This is a genomic window from Nocardia sp. NPDC050412, from assembly GCF_044458825.1.
Lineage (GTDB): Bacteria > Actinomycetota > Actinomycetes > Mycobacteriales > Mycobacteriaceae > Nocardia.
This window is the reverse complement of the sequence record NZ_JBITIJ010000003.1, coordinates 587,135-603,962: the sequence shown is the minus strand read 5'-3', so window position 1 is coordinate 603,962 and position 16,828 is coordinate 587,135. Positions and strand designations below refer to the sequence as shown.

The 16,828-nt window shown below is 65.2% G+C and carries 17 protein-coding genes and 1 tRNA gene; 6 read left to right on the top strand and 12 right to left on the bottom strand.

Annotated features, from left to right (window positions below; translation table 11 throughout):
- Positions 1-7: 7 nt before the first annotated feature.
- On the top strand, positions 8-775 hold the full coding sequence (locus ACIBI6_RS10700; protein WP_364339349.1) for a pirin family protein: 768 nt from the start codon (positions 8-10) through the stop codon (positions 773-775).
- A 267-nt stretch (positions 776-1,042) separates the two neighbouring features.
- On the opposite strand, the gene ppgK is transcribed toward ACIBI6_RS10700, so the two are convergent.
- Positions 1,043-1,885 (bottom strand): polyphosphate--glucose phosphotransferase, encoded by an 843-nt coding sequence (ppgK, locus tag ACIBI6_RS10695; protein WP_396955831.1) that lies wholly within the window; start codon positions 1,883-1,885, stop codon positions 1,043-1,045.
- Between the two features lie 386 nt (positions 1,886-2,271).
- A complete protein-coding gene (locus ACIBI6_RS10690) occupies positions 2,272-2,493 on the bottom strand; it encodes a hypothetical protein (protein ID WP_396955830.1) in 222 nt (73 codons plus the stop codon).
- Here ACIBI6_RS10690 and ACIBI6_RS10685 point away from each other — a divergent pair.
- Positions 2,481-3,125, top strand: coding sequence for a site-specific integrase (locus tag ACIBI6_RS10685; RefSeq protein ID WP_396955829.1), 645 nt, complete (start codon positions 2,481-2,483; stop codon positions 3,123-3,125). The genes ACIBI6_RS10690 and ACIBI6_RS10685 overlap by 13 nt on opposite strands.
- Positions 3,126-3,204: 79 nt before the next feature.
- Here ACIBI6_RS10685 and ACIBI6_RS10680 read toward each other — a convergent pair.
- Positions 3,205-3,277 (bottom strand) — tRNA-Asn (locus ACIBI6_RS10680).
- A gap of 212 nt (positions 3,278-3,489) precedes the next feature.
- Between ACIBI6_RS10680 and ACIBI6_RS10675 the strand changes: the two genes are divergently transcribed.
- Positions 3,490-3,735: a hypothetical protein gene (locus tag ACIBI6_RS10675; RefSeq protein ID WP_063040910.1), complete on the top strand. Its 246-nt coding sequence runs from the start codon at positions 3,490-3,492 to the stop codon at positions 3,733-3,735.
- A gap of 165 nt (positions 3,736-3,900) precedes the next feature.
- On the opposite strand, the gene dnaG is transcribed toward ACIBI6_RS10675, so the two are convergent.
- The 3 genes from dnaG to ACIBI6_RS10660 are packed head-to-tail and all read right to left on the bottom strand — an operon-like array spanning position 3,901 to position 7,699.
- The gene (gene dnaG / locus ACIBI6_RS10670; RefSeq protein ID WP_364339342.1) at positions 3,901-5,826 is read right to left on the bottom strand and encodes a DNA primase; all 1,926 of its coding nucleotides are present in this window, start codon (positions 5,824-5,826) and stop codon (positions 3,901-3,903) included.
- Positions 5,827-5,872: 46 nt separating this feature from the next.
- A complete protein-coding gene (locus tag ACIBI6_RS10665) occupies positions 5,873-7,114 on the bottom strand; it encodes a deoxyguanosinetriphosphate triphosphohydrolase (protein WP_396955828.1) in 1,242 nt (413 codons plus the stop codon).
- A 6-nt stretch (positions 7,115-7,120) separates the two neighbouring features.
- Entirely contained in the window at positions 7,121-7,699 is a 579-nt protein-coding gene (locus ACIBI6_RS10660) for a YdcF family protein (protein WP_364339791.1), read from the bottom strand.
- A gap of 282 nt (positions 7,700-7,981) precedes the next feature.
- On the opposite strand from ACIBI6_RS10660, the gene ACIBI6_RS10655 reads away from it, so the two are divergent.
- The gene (locus ACIBI6_RS10655; protein WP_396955827.1) at positions 7,982-8,851 is read left to right on the top strand and encodes an NAD(P)-dependent oxidoreductase; all 870 of its coding nucleotides are present in this window, start codon (positions 7,982-7,984) and stop codon (positions 8,849-8,851) included.
- A 3-nt stretch (positions 8,852-8,854) separates the two neighbouring features.
- Here ACIBI6_RS10655 and ACIBI6_RS10650 read toward each other — a convergent pair whose 3' ends face one another.
- From ACIBI6_RS10650 to ACIBI6_RS10640, 3 genes are read right to left on the bottom strand one after another with little or no spacing between them, the layout of a single operon-like run.
- Positions 8,855-9,529 (bottom strand): MBL fold metallo-hydrolase, encoded by a 675-nt coding sequence (locus tag ACIBI6_RS10650; protein WP_364339335.1) that lies wholly within the window; start codon positions 9,527-9,529, stop codon positions 8,855-8,857.
- A gap of 55 nt (positions 9,530-9,584) precedes the next feature.
- Positions 9,585-11,021: a molybdopterin-dependent oxidoreductase gene (locus ACIBI6_RS10645; protein WP_364339333.1), complete on the bottom strand. Its 1,437-nt coding sequence runs from the start codon at positions 11,019-11,021 to the stop codon at positions 9,585-9,587.
- A 48-nt stretch (positions 11,022-11,069) separates the two neighbouring features.
- Positions 11,070-11,492 (bottom strand): MarR family transcriptional regulator, encoded by a 423-nt coding sequence (locus ACIBI6_RS10640; protein WP_364339331.1) that lies wholly within the window; start codon positions 11,490-11,492, stop codon positions 11,070-11,072.
- 48 nt (positions 11,493-11,540) lie between these two features.
- Here ACIBI6_RS10640 and ACIBI6_RS10635 point away from each other — a divergent pair, with 48 nt between their 5' ends.
- Positions 11,541-11,936 carry a PPOX class F420-dependent oxidoreductase gene (locus tag ACIBI6_RS10635; RefSeq protein WP_364339329.1) on the top strand — a complete coding sequence of 132 codons (396 nt, stop codon included), beginning with the start codon at positions 11,541-11,543 and terminating at the stop codon, positions 11,934-11,936.
- A 5-nt stretch (positions 11,937-11,941) separates the two neighbouring features.
- Here ACIBI6_RS10635 and ACIBI6_RS10630 read toward each other — a convergent pair whose 3' ends face one another.
- Positions 11,942-13,207, bottom strand: a complete 1,266-nt coding sequence (locus ACIBI6_RS10630) for an acyltransferase (protein ID WP_364339327.1) — start codon at positions 13,205-13,207, stop codon at positions 11,942-11,944.
- Between the two features lie 71 nt (positions 13,208-13,278).
- Between ACIBI6_RS10630 and ACIBI6_RS10625 the strand changes: the two genes are divergently transcribed.
- Positions 13,279-13,905 (top strand): transcriptional regulator, encoded by a 627-nt coding sequence (locus tag ACIBI6_RS10625; RefSeq protein ID WP_364339325.1) that lies wholly within the window; start codon positions 13,279-13,281, stop codon positions 13,903-13,905.
- Here ACIBI6_RS10625 and ACIBI6_RS10620 read toward each other — a convergent pair.
- Together ACIBI6_RS10620 and ACIBI6_RS10615 are read right to left on the bottom strand one after the other, a co-directional pair.
- Positions 13,902-14,822, bottom strand: coding sequence for an NADP-dependent oxidoreductase (locus ACIBI6_RS10620; RefSeq protein WP_364339322.1), 921 nt, complete (start codon positions 14,820-14,822; stop codon positions 13,902-13,904). The genes ACIBI6_RS10625 and ACIBI6_RS10620 overlap by 4 nt on opposite strands.
- Positions 14,823-15,161: 339 nt before the next feature.
- Entirely contained in the window at positions 15,162-16,553 is a 1,392-nt protein-coding gene (locus tag ACIBI6_RS10615; protein WP_364339320.1) for a glycine--tRNA ligase, read from the bottom strand.
- Between the last annotated feature and the right edge of the window lie 275 nt (positions 16,554-16,828).

The following is a 16,828-nucleotide window of genomic DNA, read 5'->3' as shown; positions in this document are numbered from 1 at the left end:
GCACCTCATGAGCACCATCGACTTGACTCCCACCGTCGACATCCGCCGCGCCGAGGACCGGTTCAAGTCCGACTTCGGCTGGCTGGATTCCAAACACTCGTTCTCCTTCGGCCACCATCTCGACCAGGCCAACACTCATCATGGGCTGCTGCTGGTCAACAACGACGACATCGTCGATCCCGGTACGGGGTTCGACACCCATCCACACCGCGACATGGAGATCGTCACGTGGGTGCTGGAGGGCTCGCTGGTCCACCAGGACTCCACCGGCCACAACGGCGTGATCTACCCCGGCCTGGCGCAGCGCATGAGCGCCGGCACCGGCATCCTGCACTCGGAGAAGAACGACTCGTGGCGGCTCAGCGGCGACGTCCACCAGGACCCGGTGCACTTCGTGCAGATGTGGGTGGTGCCCGACGAGGCCGGTATCACCCCCGGTTATGAGCAGTTGGAGATCGAGGCGGAACTGCTGTCCGGTGGTCTGCTGCCGGTCGCCTCGGGTATGCGCAAACATGACGGCCACGCCGCGATCCGGATCCGGAACTCGCACGCGGCCCTGTACGTCGCGCGGCTCGCCCCAGGACAGTCGGTGCACCTGCCCGACGCACCGTTCCTGCACCTGTTCGTGGCCCGCGGCGCGGTGACACTGGAGAGTGCCGGCCCGCTGTATACCGGCGACGCGGTGCGCTTCACCGCTACCGGCGGCCAGCAGGTCACCGCGAGCGAGCCCGCCGAGATCCTGGTCTGGGAAATGCACGCCAGCGTCCAGTTCTGACCCTCGGTGTCCCCCGTCAGGGAGACCGTTCCGTGCAGCCGGCGTGGCAGACATTGTCGAGGCGGAGTGCTCCCTAACGTAGGCACCGCCGCCCCGCCGGCTTTCGCCGAACACATGGGTATGGAGATGCGCCTCAGTGGCAGAAGGTCTCGACAAAACTCTTGACCACATCTGGCAGTACCGACGTGGTTCGCGATTCAGTCAGCTGGCGGCGCCGAAGGCGCATGTTCAGACACCGCAGCGACAACCACGGCCGGGTCCCACTCATCAAGCCCAGCGAAGACGACCGCTGCCGCCGAGCGGGCTCGTTGCGCGCGTTGGATCGGCACGCGCAGCCACTGCCGCCCCGACGATCCCCGCAGTGTTCTGCAACGCGGCGGCCACCACCGGCGTGCGGTTCTTCAGCAACGGAATCCATTTGTCGCCCTTGCGGCTGACCCCGCCACCGGCGATGAACAGGTCGGGCGAGATCGCGTTTTCGATGGCGACCAGCACCTTCGTCACCTCCGGGGCCCACCGTTTGTAGCTCCAGGCGTGCCTTTCCTTGACCGACGCGGCGCCCCGACGCTCAGCCTCCATTCCGCCGACCTCGATGTGACCGAATTCAGTGTTGGGCAACAACACCCCGTTGTGGATTACCGCCGAACCGATGCCGGTGCCAAACGTCAGCAGCACAATGACGCCGTCGCTGTCCTTGCCGGCACCGAACTCGACTTCGGCCAATCCCGCCGCGTCGGCGTCATTGAGCAGGGTCACCGGCTGTCCGCCGAGTTCGGCGCTGATCACCTCCTGGGCGTTCACTCCGATCCAAGACTTGTCGAGGTGCGCGGCGGTACGGGCGACGCCGCCGCTGACCACACCCGGATAGGTGACGCCAAGCGGCGCGTCCCACTGGAAATGCTTCACCACCTCGTGGATCGTGTCGGCGAGAGCCTCCGGAGTAGCCGGCCGCGGGGTCGGGAGTTTGAAGCGGTCGCCGATCAACTGCCCAGTGCCGAGATCGACAACGCCGCCCTTCACGCCGCTACCGCCCACGTCGATGCCGAAGCCCCAGCAATGCGGCCTAGCCTGGCTCGGCTTTTCGGTGACCGAAGCGGTGGTATCGGTCATGGACACTCCCGAGTACGTGGCGGCGGCCCGAGGTCGGCTCGCTCCACAGATTCCGGGCGGATGGTTGCCGTGGGATTCATCGAGTCCCCCTGGTCACGAATCGGATATCGAGGCAGAGATTTCGGGAGGCTGCCCGTTATTCCAACAAAAAGGGCGCAAGGGTTCATTCACAACGGCACTGCCCGCTTCGGGCACCCCGCTGGACGGACACGGCGCATGTCAGGGACATACCCAAATACTGATGGTGCACATAACATCAGGCATCTATTCTCTCCCCCGCACCGGTATTCCCGCTACCTGCAAAAGCGGCCGGTCCCCTTGCAGTTCGGCAGCGTATGTCAACACTGCAATACCCGCGGAACTGCGAGGGAACCGTCAAGATCAAATCAGCGCTCGGCGGCCTGCGCCTGTGGGATGCCACCACATCCCGTATCGATGCGCACCTGAAACGGATCGTGCTCGACGGCCACCGTGAGAAGGCGCGGCGACAGCGGGTCATTCCCTCCGAGATGATGAGCATGGCCGTCCGCCATGACGCCATTGACCGCACCCGGTCCGCGAAGTCGCGGACCTTCCTCGAAGCGCCAGAAATCGCGTGCAGCCGACATGGAGACCCTCACAGAGCTGCGCGCGCAGCTGCAGGCGTGGGTGGCCGGAAAAGCTATTCGATGGCGCGCTGGCCTACACCCACGGCCCCAAACGCAACCCGCGGGTCCTCGACGTCGCCGACATCGAACTCGGAACCGGCCCATGCCCCGGAGAAGCACTCGCCCTGCGTTGGGCCGATGTCGACCTCGACAACAAACCGGCGCGAATCACCTTTTCCGGCACAATCATTCGAATCAAAGGCAAAGGACTCATCCGCCAGGAATGGACCAAGACCGACTCGGGCTATCGGACAGTGGTCCTGCCCCAGTTCGTCGTCGACACTCTCCGGCGCGTCAAAGCCGAGGCTGTCGACAATGACCTGGATCTGGTCTTCCCGAACCGCGACGGCGGCATCTGGGATCCGCACAACTTCAACCGGCTGTGGCGCCAGGCCCGCGGCGAGAAGTTCGCCTGGGTGACGCCCAAGACCTTCCGCAAAACCGTCGCATCCCTGATCGCCGACGAATACGGCCCCCAGGCCGCAGCCCAACAACTCGGCCACGCGAATGACTCGGTGACCAAGCGTCACTACATCGACCAACCGACCGAAGCACCCGACTTCACGGCGGCCTTGGGACGCCTCTCCGGCTGAAAACGTGTCGTTTCCGTGTCGTTCGACCCCTAAAACGGACAAAACCAGGGTCGAACTGCTACGTTCGCCCTGGTCAAAGCTCCCCCATCTGGACTCGAACCAGAAACCTGCCGATTAACAGTCGGCTGCTCTGCCAATTGAGCTATAGGGGACTATCCTTGGCTCGTCCGTACTGGGCGGGCCGAGGTGAAACTTTAGCGTATCGGCGCTCGCCTTCCCAAATCGCGTCTCTACCTGGAGACATGCGGGGGCTTCGGCGTGTCTGGGGGTGGCGCGCGGTGGGGGTGGATCCGGATCGACAGGTGTACCCGGCGTCGGGCAGGATGGTAGCCGCGCACAGGCACTTTGGGAGGAGCTCTACGAGATGCTGCGGTTGATCATCGGCATTGCGGCCGGTTACGTGCTCGGGACGAAGGCCGGGCGGGGTCGCTATGAACAGATCAGTGCGGCGACCCGCGCGGTCACCGGGAGCCCGGTGACTCGCAAGCTGGTTCTCTTCGGGCGACAGAAGCTGTCGGACAAGCTCAGTACCCAGGCGAAGTTGGAGCCGATGGTGCCGCTGGATGAGCGGACCACGATTCTGGTGCCGCAGGATCAGCTGCGCCGCTGAATTCGCGGGATTCGAGCCGGAAATAGCAGTCGAAGTGGTGCACCTAGTCGTCCCTCGGGTGCACCGCTAACCGCAGCGGCTAGCCGTCAGCGCGGCTACTTCTCTGATTACGACATGCGCGGTACGACGAATCGCACGCAGTGGCTACCCGGACTCCGGAGCTAGTCAGCCCGCTGCGAAATCGTCGTGATTCCCCATCGCCTGGGTGAGCAAACTCTTGCGGTACTGCTCCAGCGCCACGAGGTCACCGAACAGCGCCATATACGCGTCGGCCTGCTCGGTCGAGGACACACGCTGCAGCTTCGACTTCAGCTCCGCGATCTGACGGCCGACCCAGGCTTCCTGAACTCGGGCCAGCACCCCGGTGACGAACCGGGGAATGTCATTGGCCGACTTCACCGGCATCTGCTCGCCCGACAACTCGGAGACCAAGGCCCGCATGGTCAAATCATCGGTCCCGTCCGATACGGCGTTGACCCACTCGGCGCCGCTGAGCCCGGATGCCGTGCCACCGGCCTCGGCGATCATGGCGCGCACGGCCGCGTAAGCCGGATGGGTGAAGGCCTCGTTCTCGATCGAATCGAAAACCGCGCCCGCCATCGCCGGATACTGCAGTGCCGCGCCGAGCGCCTGCCGTTGCGGCAGCAGCGTCGGGTCGTTCGGGTTGGGACGGGCTGCGGGGTGTTCGGCGACGACCGCGCTGGGCTGCGGCGTGCCCGCTACTGGGCCACGACCGCTCGGGCGACCACCGTTGCGATTGCGCTTGGCTTCCTCACCGACGCGCCGCACGACGGTCTGGATATCGTCCCAGCCGACCCAGCCCGCCAGCTTGGTCGCGTACGCCTTGCGCAGCGCGTTGTCCTTGATCTGCGCCACCACCGGCACGGCACGGCGCAGCGCCTCCACCTGTCCCTCGGCGGTATCCAGGTTGTGGTCGGCGAGCAGACCGCGAATCACGAACTCGTACAACGGGGTTCGCCGGGCTACCAGGTCGCGCACGGCGCCGTCGCCGGAGCGCTGGCGCAGTTCGCACGGGTCCTGGCCGTCGGGGGCGATGGCGATGTAGGTCTGCCCGGCCAACTTCTGGTCGCCCGCAAAGGCTTTCAATGCCGCCGCCTGTCCGGCCGCGTCACCGTCGAAGGTGTAGATGATTTCGCCGCGCCAGAAGTTGTCATCCATGAGCAGTCGGCGCAACAGGGCGAGATGCTCGTCACCGAAGGCGGTGCCACAGGAGGCGACGGCGGTTTTCACTCCGGCCAGATGCATGGCCATCACGTCGGTATAGCCCTCGACCACTACCGCCTGGTGGCCCTTGGCGATCTCGCGCTTGGCGTGGTCCAGGCCGAACAGCACCTGAGACTTCTTGTACAGCAAGGTTTCCGGCGTATTGATGTATTTGCCGGGCATGGTGTCGTCGTCGAACAGCTTGCGCGCACCGAAGCCGATGACATCACCGCCGAGATTGCGGATCGGCCACAGCAGCCGCCGATGGAAGCGGTCGATCGGTCCGCGCTGGCCCTGACGCGACAGCCCGGCCGCCTCGAGCTCCTTGAAGTCGAAACCCTTACGCAGCAGATGCTTCGTGAGCGTATCCCAGCCCGCCGGGGCATAGCCGCAGCCGAATTGCTGGGCGGCATTGCCGTCGAAGTTGCGGTCGGTCAAGAATTTGCGCGCAACCTCGGCATCGGGCTCGCGCAATTTGGCCATGTAGAACTCGTGCGCGGCGGCATTGGCGGCAACCAACCGTCCCCTGGTGCCGCGGTCGCGCTGCACCGAGGTGCCGCCGCCTTCGTAGTTGATCTGGTAGCCGATCCGATCGGCGAGCTGCTCCACCGCCTCGACGAAACCGGTGTGCTCGACCTTCTGCAGGAAGGCGAAGACGTCACCGCCCTCACCGCAGCCGAAGCAGTGGTACAGGCCGTGGTTGGGCCGCACATGGAATGACGGCGACTTCTCGTCGTGGAATGGGCACAGGCCCCTCATGGAGTCCGCACCCGCCCGCTTCAGCGCGACGTACTCCCCCACCACATCCTCGATCCGGACGCGTTCGCGTATTGCCGCGATATCGCGATCTGGGAGTCGTCCGGCCACGGCGGTCAGTCTAGGCTAGTCCGGCCTCGACACGCCCAGCGGCTGGTCACGCGTCTACTCGCTCCAGTCGACTCTCGGTGTAGGACGCGATCTGGTCGACGATTACCCGGACCCGCGCGGTGTCGTCGGTCGCGGCGTGCCACCACGGGAGCAGCAGCGGATCCAACCCGTGCGGTGCCGTCGCCAGCAGTCGGGTCGCGACCGCCTGAATCCGCTCGCGCTGCTCGGCTTGGCGCTGCTTGTGCACGAGATCGGACATGACGTAGCGCAGGGCGACGGTTTTGAGCATCGCGACCTCGGCGGCGACGATCGGTGGAACCTCGAGATCCGCGGCATAACGGGACAGCGGCGCTGCCCCGGCGACCTCCCGTGTGGCCATGATCGCGGCCGTGGCGAAGCGGCCGACCAGTTCACTGGTGAGGCGCTTCAGCGCAACCGAGCTGGCGAGGGTGCCGTCGTAGGAGGCGGCTTCAGCCACTACGGGCAGTTCTGAAAGCCGCTGAGCGGCACCGATCAGGTCGTCCACCGAAAGCGTGGGATGCTGGCCGTGCCCGAGTTCGGCGAGTGCCGCCTGTTCGGACGGATCGGCCAGGGCGCGCAATTCGATGCGCCCCGCGATCACGCCGTCTTCCACATCGTGCACCGAGTACGCGACATCGTCGGACCAGTCCATGATCTGACACTCGAGGCTCTTGCGACGGTCCGGCGCGTCCTTGCGCACCCATTCCAGCCGATCCAGATCGATATCGTAGGCACCGAACTTGGTGCCCGAACCTGTTCTACCCCAAGGGTATTTGATAGCCGCGTCGAGTGCGGCGCGCGTGAGATTCAAGCCCGCGCTCGTGCCGTCCGCATCCAAAACCTTCGGTTCGAGCCGGGTGAGGATGCGCAGATTCTGTGCATTGCCCTCGAATCCGCCGTATGCGTCGGCGAAGAGGTCGAGGGCTTTCTCGCCATTGTGGCCGTAGGGCGGATGGCCGATATCGTGCGCCAATCCGGCCAGGTCGACCAGATCTGGATCACAGCCGAGACCGTCGGCGATGCTGCGCCCGATCTGAGCCACTTCGATCGAATGGGTCAAGCGCGTGCGCGGGGTGTCGCCGTCACGCGGCCCCATGACCTGGGTTTTGTCAGCGAGTCTGCGCAGCGCTGCGGAATGCAGTACGCGGGCGCGGTCGCGGGCGAATTCGGTGCGGTGGCCGGTTTCGAATTCACTGCGCGGCGGGCCCAGTCCGGCGGTCTTGGCTACCTCCACCACCATTCGCTCGCGGGCGTGTTCGGTATACATCGAATCTCACTGCCCCGCTGAGTATTTGAAGTCCGACGAGAAGTGCGTGAGCTGATACCAGAGCAAAGCCCCGGTCTCCCTTGCGATTCCGTGTGCCTGCGATTCTCTGGTGTAGACGGCGGGGCCGGTCCGGGTCGGGGCGGTCCAGGCATCCAGCCCGGCGTCGCGGGCCATGGTTCTGGTGCGCAGCGAATGCCACGGATCGCTGACCAGCACCGCCGAGGACATCTCACGGGCGCTCATGGCGGTCGCGACGGCCTCGATGCTACGTAGGGTGTCCGAACCCGTTTCCACCGCGAGGATCCGGTCGCTCGGTATGCCGCGCTCCGCCAGATAGTTTTTGCCGGAGGCGGCCTCGGTGTAAAGATCGCCCTCCTGCTTACCGCCGACGGTGATCACCTTGGGTGCGACACCGGCCTTGAACAGTTTGTAGGCCTGATCCAGTCGCGCCTCGAACACCGTCGACGGTGTGCCGGAGTATTGCGCGGCGCCGAGGACGACGATCGCATCCGCCTTGGTGTAGTCGTCGATTCGCGCCACCTGCCACACCCGGAATGCTGTGCCGCCGACGAGCACCGCGCCCATCAAGATCGCGCCCAGGACCAGCCGCCGCGCCCAGCGCACCAGCCCGCCTCCGACGCCGCGGGACGGGCCGGTTCCGGTAGCCGAGGCCAGGGTCGCCGAATTCACCTCATCAAGTCTGCCAGGTCACCGTCGACGAGAACGTAACCGGCGGATATCGATCGGCCAATGCTTACCTTTTGGTTAGTACTGAACTTATTAGTCAGTACTTGTCGATAGTGCAGCGGCTATCGAGAATGGATTCCGGCGCCGACCAGCATCTCGATAACTTTGAGGAGTGGATATATGACGACATCGGTGACGGTCCTCGGGCTCGGCGCGATGGGACAGGCGCTGGCTGCGGCCTTCGTACGGGCCGGACACCCGACAACGGTCTGGAATCGCAGTGCCGGTCGGGACGCGGAACTCATTGCGGCAGGGGCGAAGTCGGCGCGGACGGTGACCGAAGCGGTGACCGCGAGCGATCTCGCGGTTGCCTGCCTGTTGGACCATCGGTCCGTGCACGAGGTACTCGATCCGGTGACCGATAGCCTGGCCGGGCGCGCCCTGGTCAACCTGACCAGCACCGAGCCGCGCGGGTCGCGCGAGCTGGCCGAATGGGCCGCGAACCACGGCATCGACTTCCTCGACGGCGGCATTATGGCCGTCCCGCCGATGATCGGCCGGCCCGGCTCGTCCGTGCTCTACAGCGGCTCCCGCCAGCTTTTCGACGACCATTGCGCGACGCTCGAATTGCTCGGCAGCGCAGAGTATTTCGGCGCGGACGCCGGGCAGGCCGCGCTTGTCGACTTCGCCCTGCTCGCCGGGATGTATGCCATGTTCGCGGGCTTCTACCACGGGGCAGCCATGGTTCGCACGATCGGCATGTCGGCAGCAGAGTTCGGCCAACGCGCATCGGGTTGGATCGCCGCGATGACCGGATCACTCCCGAGAGCCGGAGCCACCATCGACTCCGGCGATTACTCGAAACCGTTCCAACCCTTGGATTTCACCAAGGCCGCCGTGGATGCCATCGTGTCGACCAGCCGCGATGCGGGTGTGGACCTGGACATTGTCGGCGCGATCAAGAATCTCGTCGATCGCCAGGTCGCCGACGGCTACGGTGCCCACAGCAGTGAGCGGATGTTCGAAAGCCTCAACCCGCGCACCGCATAAGTCCTACCAGCCGCGTTCGCGCCATTCGCCGAGGTGCGGACGTTCGACGCCGAGCGTGGTGTCATCACCGTGACCGGGATAGACGACGGCGTCATCGGGATAGCGATCGAAGATCTTGGTGGTGACGTCGGTGTAGAGGGAGTTGAAATCTTCCGGGTTGGTGGTGCGGCCGAGGCCGCCCGGGAAAAGGGAGTCGCCGGTGAACAAGTGCACGCCCGGGCCGTCTACCAGGGCGAGGGCAACCGAACCGGGGGTATGACCGCGCAGGTGGACGACCTCGAAGGCCAGGTCGCCTACCTCGATGAGGTCGCCGTCGGCGAGTAGTCGATCGGGGCGCACCGGCAGCGGTTCGGCATCGAGTGGATGCGCGGCGGTCGGTGCGCCGATGGCGGCGGCGACCTTTTCCAGGGCCCACCAATGGTCCCGATGCTGATGGGTGGTGACGACCAAGGCAATGCGGCCCGGCGTCTCCTGGTTGACGAGTTCGACAATGCGGTCGGCTTCGTTGGCTGCGTCGATGAGCAGTGCCGCGCCTGTGGCGGTGCACTGCACTAGATAACAATTATTGTCCATGCCACCGACGGACATTTTGATAATGCGGGCACCGGGGACGTCCCGCTGTTGCGGATTCGATCCAGGGGACACGTGACCGGTGTACGGCAGGTCGATCGTGATCACGCTTCGATGCTAGCCGTGCTCCCAATTGGCTGGGCGACGGCAACTTGACGGACAGTCAGATTTTGATCGTGACGGTGTGAAAGCCGGCTGGCCCGGAGGGGAAGGGTGAGCGTGGGGCGCCGTCCTGGATCTCGCCGGAGCGGCTGATGGCGCGGGCCTGCACGGTGTGTTCGCCGGGAGGCAGGTCGACTGTGGTGCGCCAGCGGCGCCAGGCGGCGGGGGCGAGTTCGGTGCCGAGATCTACTGGGCGCCAATCGCCTTCGCCGATGCGGAGCTCGACGGACTCGACGCCGTGCGGGGGCGCCCATGCGACACCGGCGATGTTGGTGGTGCCCGCGCCGGGCGAGCTGACGTCGATGCGGGCCTGCGGTGTCACCCAGATCGGATCCGAGGGCCAACCGCGCTTCCACCAGTAGTCGACATGGTTGTCGTCGGTCAGTTCCAGTTCAGCAAGCCATTTCGCGCCGGTGTACTGGCCGTAGAGGCCGGGCACGAAAACGCGCGCCGGGAATCCGTGCTCCGGGGCCAGTGGCTCGCCGTTCACACCGATCACCAGATATCCGGGCCACGCACCGGAGCGCAGCGGCTCCACCGGCAGTGAGATGGTGTAGCCGTCGGTGGCCCTGGTGACCAGCCGGGTCGCACCGGTTTCGGGTATGGCATGCTCGAGCAACTCGGCCAGCGGAACCCCGTACCAGCGGCCGTTACCGGCGCGACGCTCACCGGGCCGATTATGCACGCACACCATGACCGCATCGAATTCCACTGCGTCCGCGGCCAATTCGGCCAGCGACAGCCGCAGCGGATGCGCGACCTTGCCGGTCACCGACAGCCGCCAGCGCGTCGGATCGATCCGCGGCGGACTCAGATTGACATCGGCCACGTAGAAACTTCGGTTCGCGGTGATCAGCGACGACAGACCGGGCTCGTCCTCCAACCCATCCCGCGGCACCATCGAAATCCCACCCACCGGGCCGACCCGACGGATCGCATCGCGGTGTCTGCGGTCGTGGTCGCGAATCAGCGCCCGCGCCCCGGCCAACAGTCCGGCACCGGCGCCTGCCCACAGCAGCGCGCCGAGCGGTCCACGCGGGCGCCTACGCAGCCCGAGGCCGAGCACACCTGCGGCGGCGACCGCACCGGCGACGGTGGCGGACGATCGGGTCGATCGACGGAAACCCAAAGCGGCTGCGGCGGCACCGACGGCTGCGAGGGCAGGGGTACGCGCTTGATCGGAAAGCACACCGAGCCCGACCGTCGCGGCGACCGCACCGGCCCCGACGCCGATGCGCGTCACGACCTTGTCGTGCTTACCGGATAAGGCGACGGTCGTCTCCACCACCGGCACCGGCGCGGTATCGGCCATGACCCGACCGATCGCATCGATCAGCGAATCACCGCGCGAGGCCGCGATCAACTCGCCGACGCCCAGCGCCCCGACGCCGATCGCGGCGGCACCGAGCACGCCCCCGCGTTCTCCGTTGGTCCGCACCGTTCGAACACCCGCTCTCCTCGACACATCTACGAACCTACCGCCTCCTCATTCCTGCAGCGCCTCGATGAACCGGGCCAACAACTCTCGCAACAGTTCGCGCTCCTTCGCACTGAAGGCGGCGGCCACACGGCGCTCGATCGCGGCGGCCTTGGCATCGGCCTTGGCGAAAGCTTTGCGACCCGCGGGGGTGAGGCGGGTTTCGAGCACACCGCGGTGCCAGGGATGCGGTGTGCGCTCCACGAAACCGCGCTCCTGCAGATTTTTGAGGACCACCGTCATCGCCTGCGGCGTCACCAGACATTCGCGGGCGAGGGCGGCAGCGGAGATGCCCGGGTTCTCCGACAGCGCGTAGAGAGCGGCGTACTGCGGCACCGTAAGCGGTTTGACCGCCTCGTGTTTGACGGCCATCAGCTCCTGCTCGGCGCGCTTGAGGTCCAGACCGAGCCGCTGCTGCGCAGGCAATTTCATAAGTGTCAAAGATAGCTGAACTATCAAAGCCTTGATAGTCTTTGAAGTATGGATAACCCCGTAATCCCCGAGAGTCACGCCGATTTGCTATCCCGGCCGCTGTTCGCCCATCTCGCCACGCTGAACCCGGACGGCACTCCGCAGGTGACGCCGGTATGGCAGGTGTGGGATGGCGGTCGCCTGCGCTTCACCACCACGATCGATCGACGCAAAGCCGTCAATACCAAGCAGAATCCCGAAGTCGCGGTGAGCATCAACGATCCGGACAAGCCCTACCGCTACCTCGAGGTCCGCGGCGTCATCGAGGCCATCGAACCCGATCCGGACGGCGAATTCTTCGATGTGCTCGCACGCCGCTACGACCTGCCGTATCAACGCCCGGTCGCCGACCATCCGCGCCGGGTCGTGCTCGTCATGCGCCCGACGCACGCCACCTATCAATAGTGGCCTCAGGAGTTGACGGCCTCCCCCGCGAGAGCCGTCAATTCACTGCGCACCGCGGACACGAGCCGGTCGGCGTCGCGGCCGAGTACCCCGACCGTTAGTCGGCCTTCGAAGGTGTAGACCAGGAAGGTGATTGCCGCCGAGGCACCCGCGGACGGACGCGGATGGGCGGAGACGTAAACGATCTCGTAGTCGGTGAGCGCGATATTCGCGGGGATGCGGAAGGCAGGCACGGCACCGGTATTCGTCACCGCGATATGCCCGGCCAAGGAGTGGATCCGGTTGGGGCCGAAGTAATCCGGAAAGTGCAGCACCGATTGCTGGACGATGCCCTCGGCCAGGTCATGTTGCAATCGAGCCGAAATGTGTTGGGCCAGTTCGAGGATGTCCACGCAGAGGTCGACCGTCGCGGCGAAAGAGGCCAGACCCGCCATATTGGTGCCCTCTGCGCGCGCGACCGGCGGATCCAGTCGGGTGCGCATATCCACCGGATACAGACAGCCGAGCAGCACCGGATCGCCGGTGGCCCTGGCCTTTTCCGAAGCGAAGGCACGTAGCAGGGCGGCGGTTACGAGCCCGTTGACGGTCACTCCCGGATAGCGCCCGAGGCCGATGATGCGGGCGCTCGCATCCTCGTCCAAGATGATGCGTCGCGGCCGGTCCAGCGCGGGCGGCGCGGGGATCGCGGGTGCGGGCGGAATGACCACGGGTTGCAGCGGCTTGGTGACGTCCTCGAAGCCGGAGACCGAAGAGCGGGCGATCCCGCGCGCCGATACATGCCATTCCAGCGACTGCGGATAGTCGTGCGGCACAACGGTTGTCGTCCCGGATTCGACGTAATCGGTGTAGAAGTCCCATAGTCGGGACAGCAGTTCGACGCAGTGGCCCGCGTCAGCGATGCTGTGGTGGGCGAAAAGTGTGACGCGCGAGCGGCCCCGCTCGGAGTGCACCACATCCAGGTAGGCCAGCTGTCCGGCCGGATCGATAGGCTCCGGAATGCGGACGGGATCCGGATCACCGAGACTCGACGTCATACCGATCTCCGGGGTTTCGCCACGTCGGAGTAGATATCCGCGGCCGGTGGCGTCCTCGCCGATCCGGCAGCTAACCACCGGGTAGGCATGCTGTAGTGCGGTGAACGCCGCCCCCAATGCATTCGTATCGAGATCACCGACGACCGTCACGGATCGTCCGGTGTAGGTCCCCGCCCGCACGAAACGTTGTTCCGAGGCACCCAACACCCGCACCAAAACCTCCTCTTCCCACAACACATGGCCCAGCGTGCGGCAACTACAAGCGGGGCGCAATCCCGAAACCCCTCCGACTGAGAGAGACTGCCCACATGAGTCCCGCGGCACACATCAGTCTCTCGGCGCACCTGGAGGAGCTCGGTTTTCCGCTGGTTATAAGCCAGCTGGCGCATCCGACGGTGGCGGGCATCGCCGGAGGCGATCTGCCCGCATCGGTCTTCCGGTCCTGGCTCGAACAGGACTATCTGTTCCTGCTGGACTATGTGCGGGTATTCGCCCGGCTGGCCTCGCAGGCGCCCGCAGCGCATCTGGGCGACCTGGTGGATCTCGCGCACGCTACTTATCACGAGGAGCTGTCCCTGCATCGGTCGCTGGCCGCCGAATTCGGCGCGGATCTCGACGGTGCGACGAAGGGTGCGCCGTGCGCGGCCTACACCGCATTCCTGCTGGAGTCGGCCGCGTGCTACGCCGACGGACTGGCGGCGCTGTATCCGTGCATGTGGGGCTATTCGACCCTCGGCGCAATCCTCGCCGAGAATCCGCCATCGGAACCGCGCTATCGGCGCTGGGTCGACACCTACGCCGACCCCGGATTCGCGGCGCTCACCCGCCGCTGCGGGCAGATGCTCGATGAGGCGGGTGGCGACCCGGCGCGTGCGGAAGAGTTATTCCTACAGGGCATGCGCCACGAATACGAATTCTGGGATGTGTCCGGCTAAGGGTGCAGCACGATCTTGCCGCGCGTGTGGCGCTGCTCCAGTTCGCGATACGCCTCCTGGACCTTGTCGAGCGGATAAACAGCCGCGATGGGTACCTCGACGGTGCCAGCGGCGGCCAGATCGGCAAGTTCGGCAAGCACATCGATGGTGCCCGCGGCAGCGTTGCCGTCGGTCTTCACGCCGTACCGCTCGGCAGCCTCCCAATTGATGATGGTGTCGATACGATCGACCGCAATGCCGAGTTCGATTGCGAGATCGACATATTCGGCACCGAAGGTATCGATGAACGCGTCGACGCCCGCAGGGGCGGCCGCCCGGATCCGGTCGATCAGCCCCTCACCATAGGCCACCGGAATCACCCCGACCTTGCGTAGCCAATCGTGATTGACCTCGCTCGCGATGCCGAGAACCGTTGCGCCCCTGGCCCGCAGGAGTTGTACGACGACCGAGCCGACGCCACCCGCGGCACCCGAAACCGCGACGGTATCGCCCGCTTGCGGGTCCACTGCCCGCACGGCGGCGAAAGCCGTTGTCCCAACGACATACAACGATCCCGCGACATCCCAATCCAGTTTCCCGGGCTTGAGTGTCACCTGTTCGGCGGGCACCACCACGTGCGTGGCATGACTGGCCCGCTCATCGGTGAATCCGAGCACCTCGGCGCCGATCTCGATCCCGCCGACGCCGGATCCGACCTCGACGACGCGACCCGCGAAATCGGTGCCCTCACCCGAAGGAAATGTCGCGGGCCAGCGCTCGTGCAGCGCGCCCGAACGGATATACCCCTCCCCCGGATTGATACCGGCCGCTACCACCTCGACGACGACCCGACCGGGCCCCGCCTGCGGTGTCGGCACCTCGACCACCTTCAGTTCTTCGATTCCGCCATAACGATCGAACTTCACAGCTCTTGCCATATCCGGCTCCCGCCTACTCGGTGACATACGCCGTCAACCGAGTAACCGCGTGGGAAATTTCCATGCACCGACGATCGTCGAGGCGTACTGCCACCGACGGCACCAGCCCTGAGCTGACACCCGTGGGTGCGGAAAGGCTGCTGGCAGAGGACGCAGACCGTGCGAAAATTGATACTTCTGGCCGTTCTGGTCGCGGTGTCCTGGGGCGCTACTGCTACCGAGCGGGAACGGACTGATCCTCCAGTCGGACCGGAAACCGGACAGGCGCTGAATTCACCTGCGGTGCAAGCTACGAAAACGCCCTGCCGCAGCGCGACAGGGCGTTGATCGCTATCGAATTCAGGCGCCGATGAGGTGCTGCGCCAGGTAGCCCTCGACCTTGTCCAGCGCGATCCGCTCCTGCGTCATGGAATCGCGCTCGCGGACGGTGACCGCTTGGTCTTCGAGAGTGTCGAAGTCGACGGTGATGCAGAACGGCGTGCCGATTTCGTCTTGGCGCCGGTAGCGGCGGCCGATGGCGCCGGCATCGTCGAATTCGACATTCCAGCTCTTACGCAGCTGCGCGGCAAGATCTTTCGCCTTCGGCGTCAGATCCGCATTCCGCGACAGCGGCAGCACCGCCGCCTTGACCGGCGCGAGCCTGCGGTCCAGCCGCAGACTGATGCGCTCCTCCATGACGCCCTTGGCGTTGGGCGCCTGGTCGACGGTGTACGCATCGACCAGGAACGCCATCAGCGAGCGGGTCAGGCCGGCCGCGGGCTCGATGACGTACGGGGTGTAGCGCTCATTGGTGGTCTGGTCGAAGTAGTTCAGGTCATTGCCGGAATGCTCGGAATGGGTCTTCAGATCGAAGTCGGTGCGGTTGGCGATGCCCTCCAGCTCACCCCATTCATTGCCCTGGAAGCCGAAGCGGTACTCGATATCGGTGGTGCCTGCCGAGTAGTGCGACAGCTTGTCCTTCGGGTGCTCGAACAGCCGCAGGTTCTCCGGGTCGATGCCGAGGTCGGTGTACCAGGCGAACCGGGTGTCGATCCAATACTTGTGCCACTGCGCGTCCTCACCCGGCTTGACGAAGAACTCCATCTCCATCTGCTCGAATTCACGGGTGCGGAAGATGAAGTTGCCGGGGGTGATCTCGTTGCGGAAGCTCTTGCCGATCTGCGCGATGCCGAACGGCGGCTTCTTGCGCGCGGTGGTCATCACATTGGCGAAGTTGATGAAGATGCCCTGTGCGGTTTCCGGACGCAGGTAGTGCAGGCCCTCTTCGGACTCGACCGGGCCGAGGTAGGTCTTGAGCATCATGTTGAAGTCACGCGGCTCGGTCCAGCGACCGACTGTGCCGCAGTCCGGGCACACCACCAGCTCCATCGAGACGGAGTCCGGATCGTCGATCTTGTGCTTGATCGCGTAGGCCTCCTGCAGGTGGTCCTGCCGGTGCCGGTGGTGACAGTTCAGGCATTCGACCAGCGGATCGTTGAATACGCCGACGTGGCCGGAGGCGACCCACACCTGACGCGGCAGAATCACCGACGAGTCGAGGCCCACCACATCCTCGCGGCTGGTGACCATGGAGCGCCACCACTGCTTCTTGATGTTCTCCTTGAACTCGACACCCAGCGGACCGTAGTCCCACGCCGATTTGGTGCCGCCGTAGATCTCACCACACGGGTACACCAGACCCCGGCGCTTGGCGAGGTTGGCAACGGTGTCCACCTTCGACTTGGGTGCCACGCGAGAATTCTCCATCCAGTACGAGTCGGATTCAGATCGGCCGGATCGGGTGAGGCCCGATGCGGTATGCCCCGACGCCACAGCGTTGATCACAAACATATAGCGTTGACCACAACCTATAGCGTTGACTACAGACTATCGCCCAGGTCCCAGCCGTCTTCCACCGCACGGGCCATTCGGTTTTCGCGCCGCATTCACCGACGTTCGTTCGACACTCCGAGGCAGGCCTCGTTTGACATGCGCACCTGTGCATATCAAAATGGTAATGCTTTCCA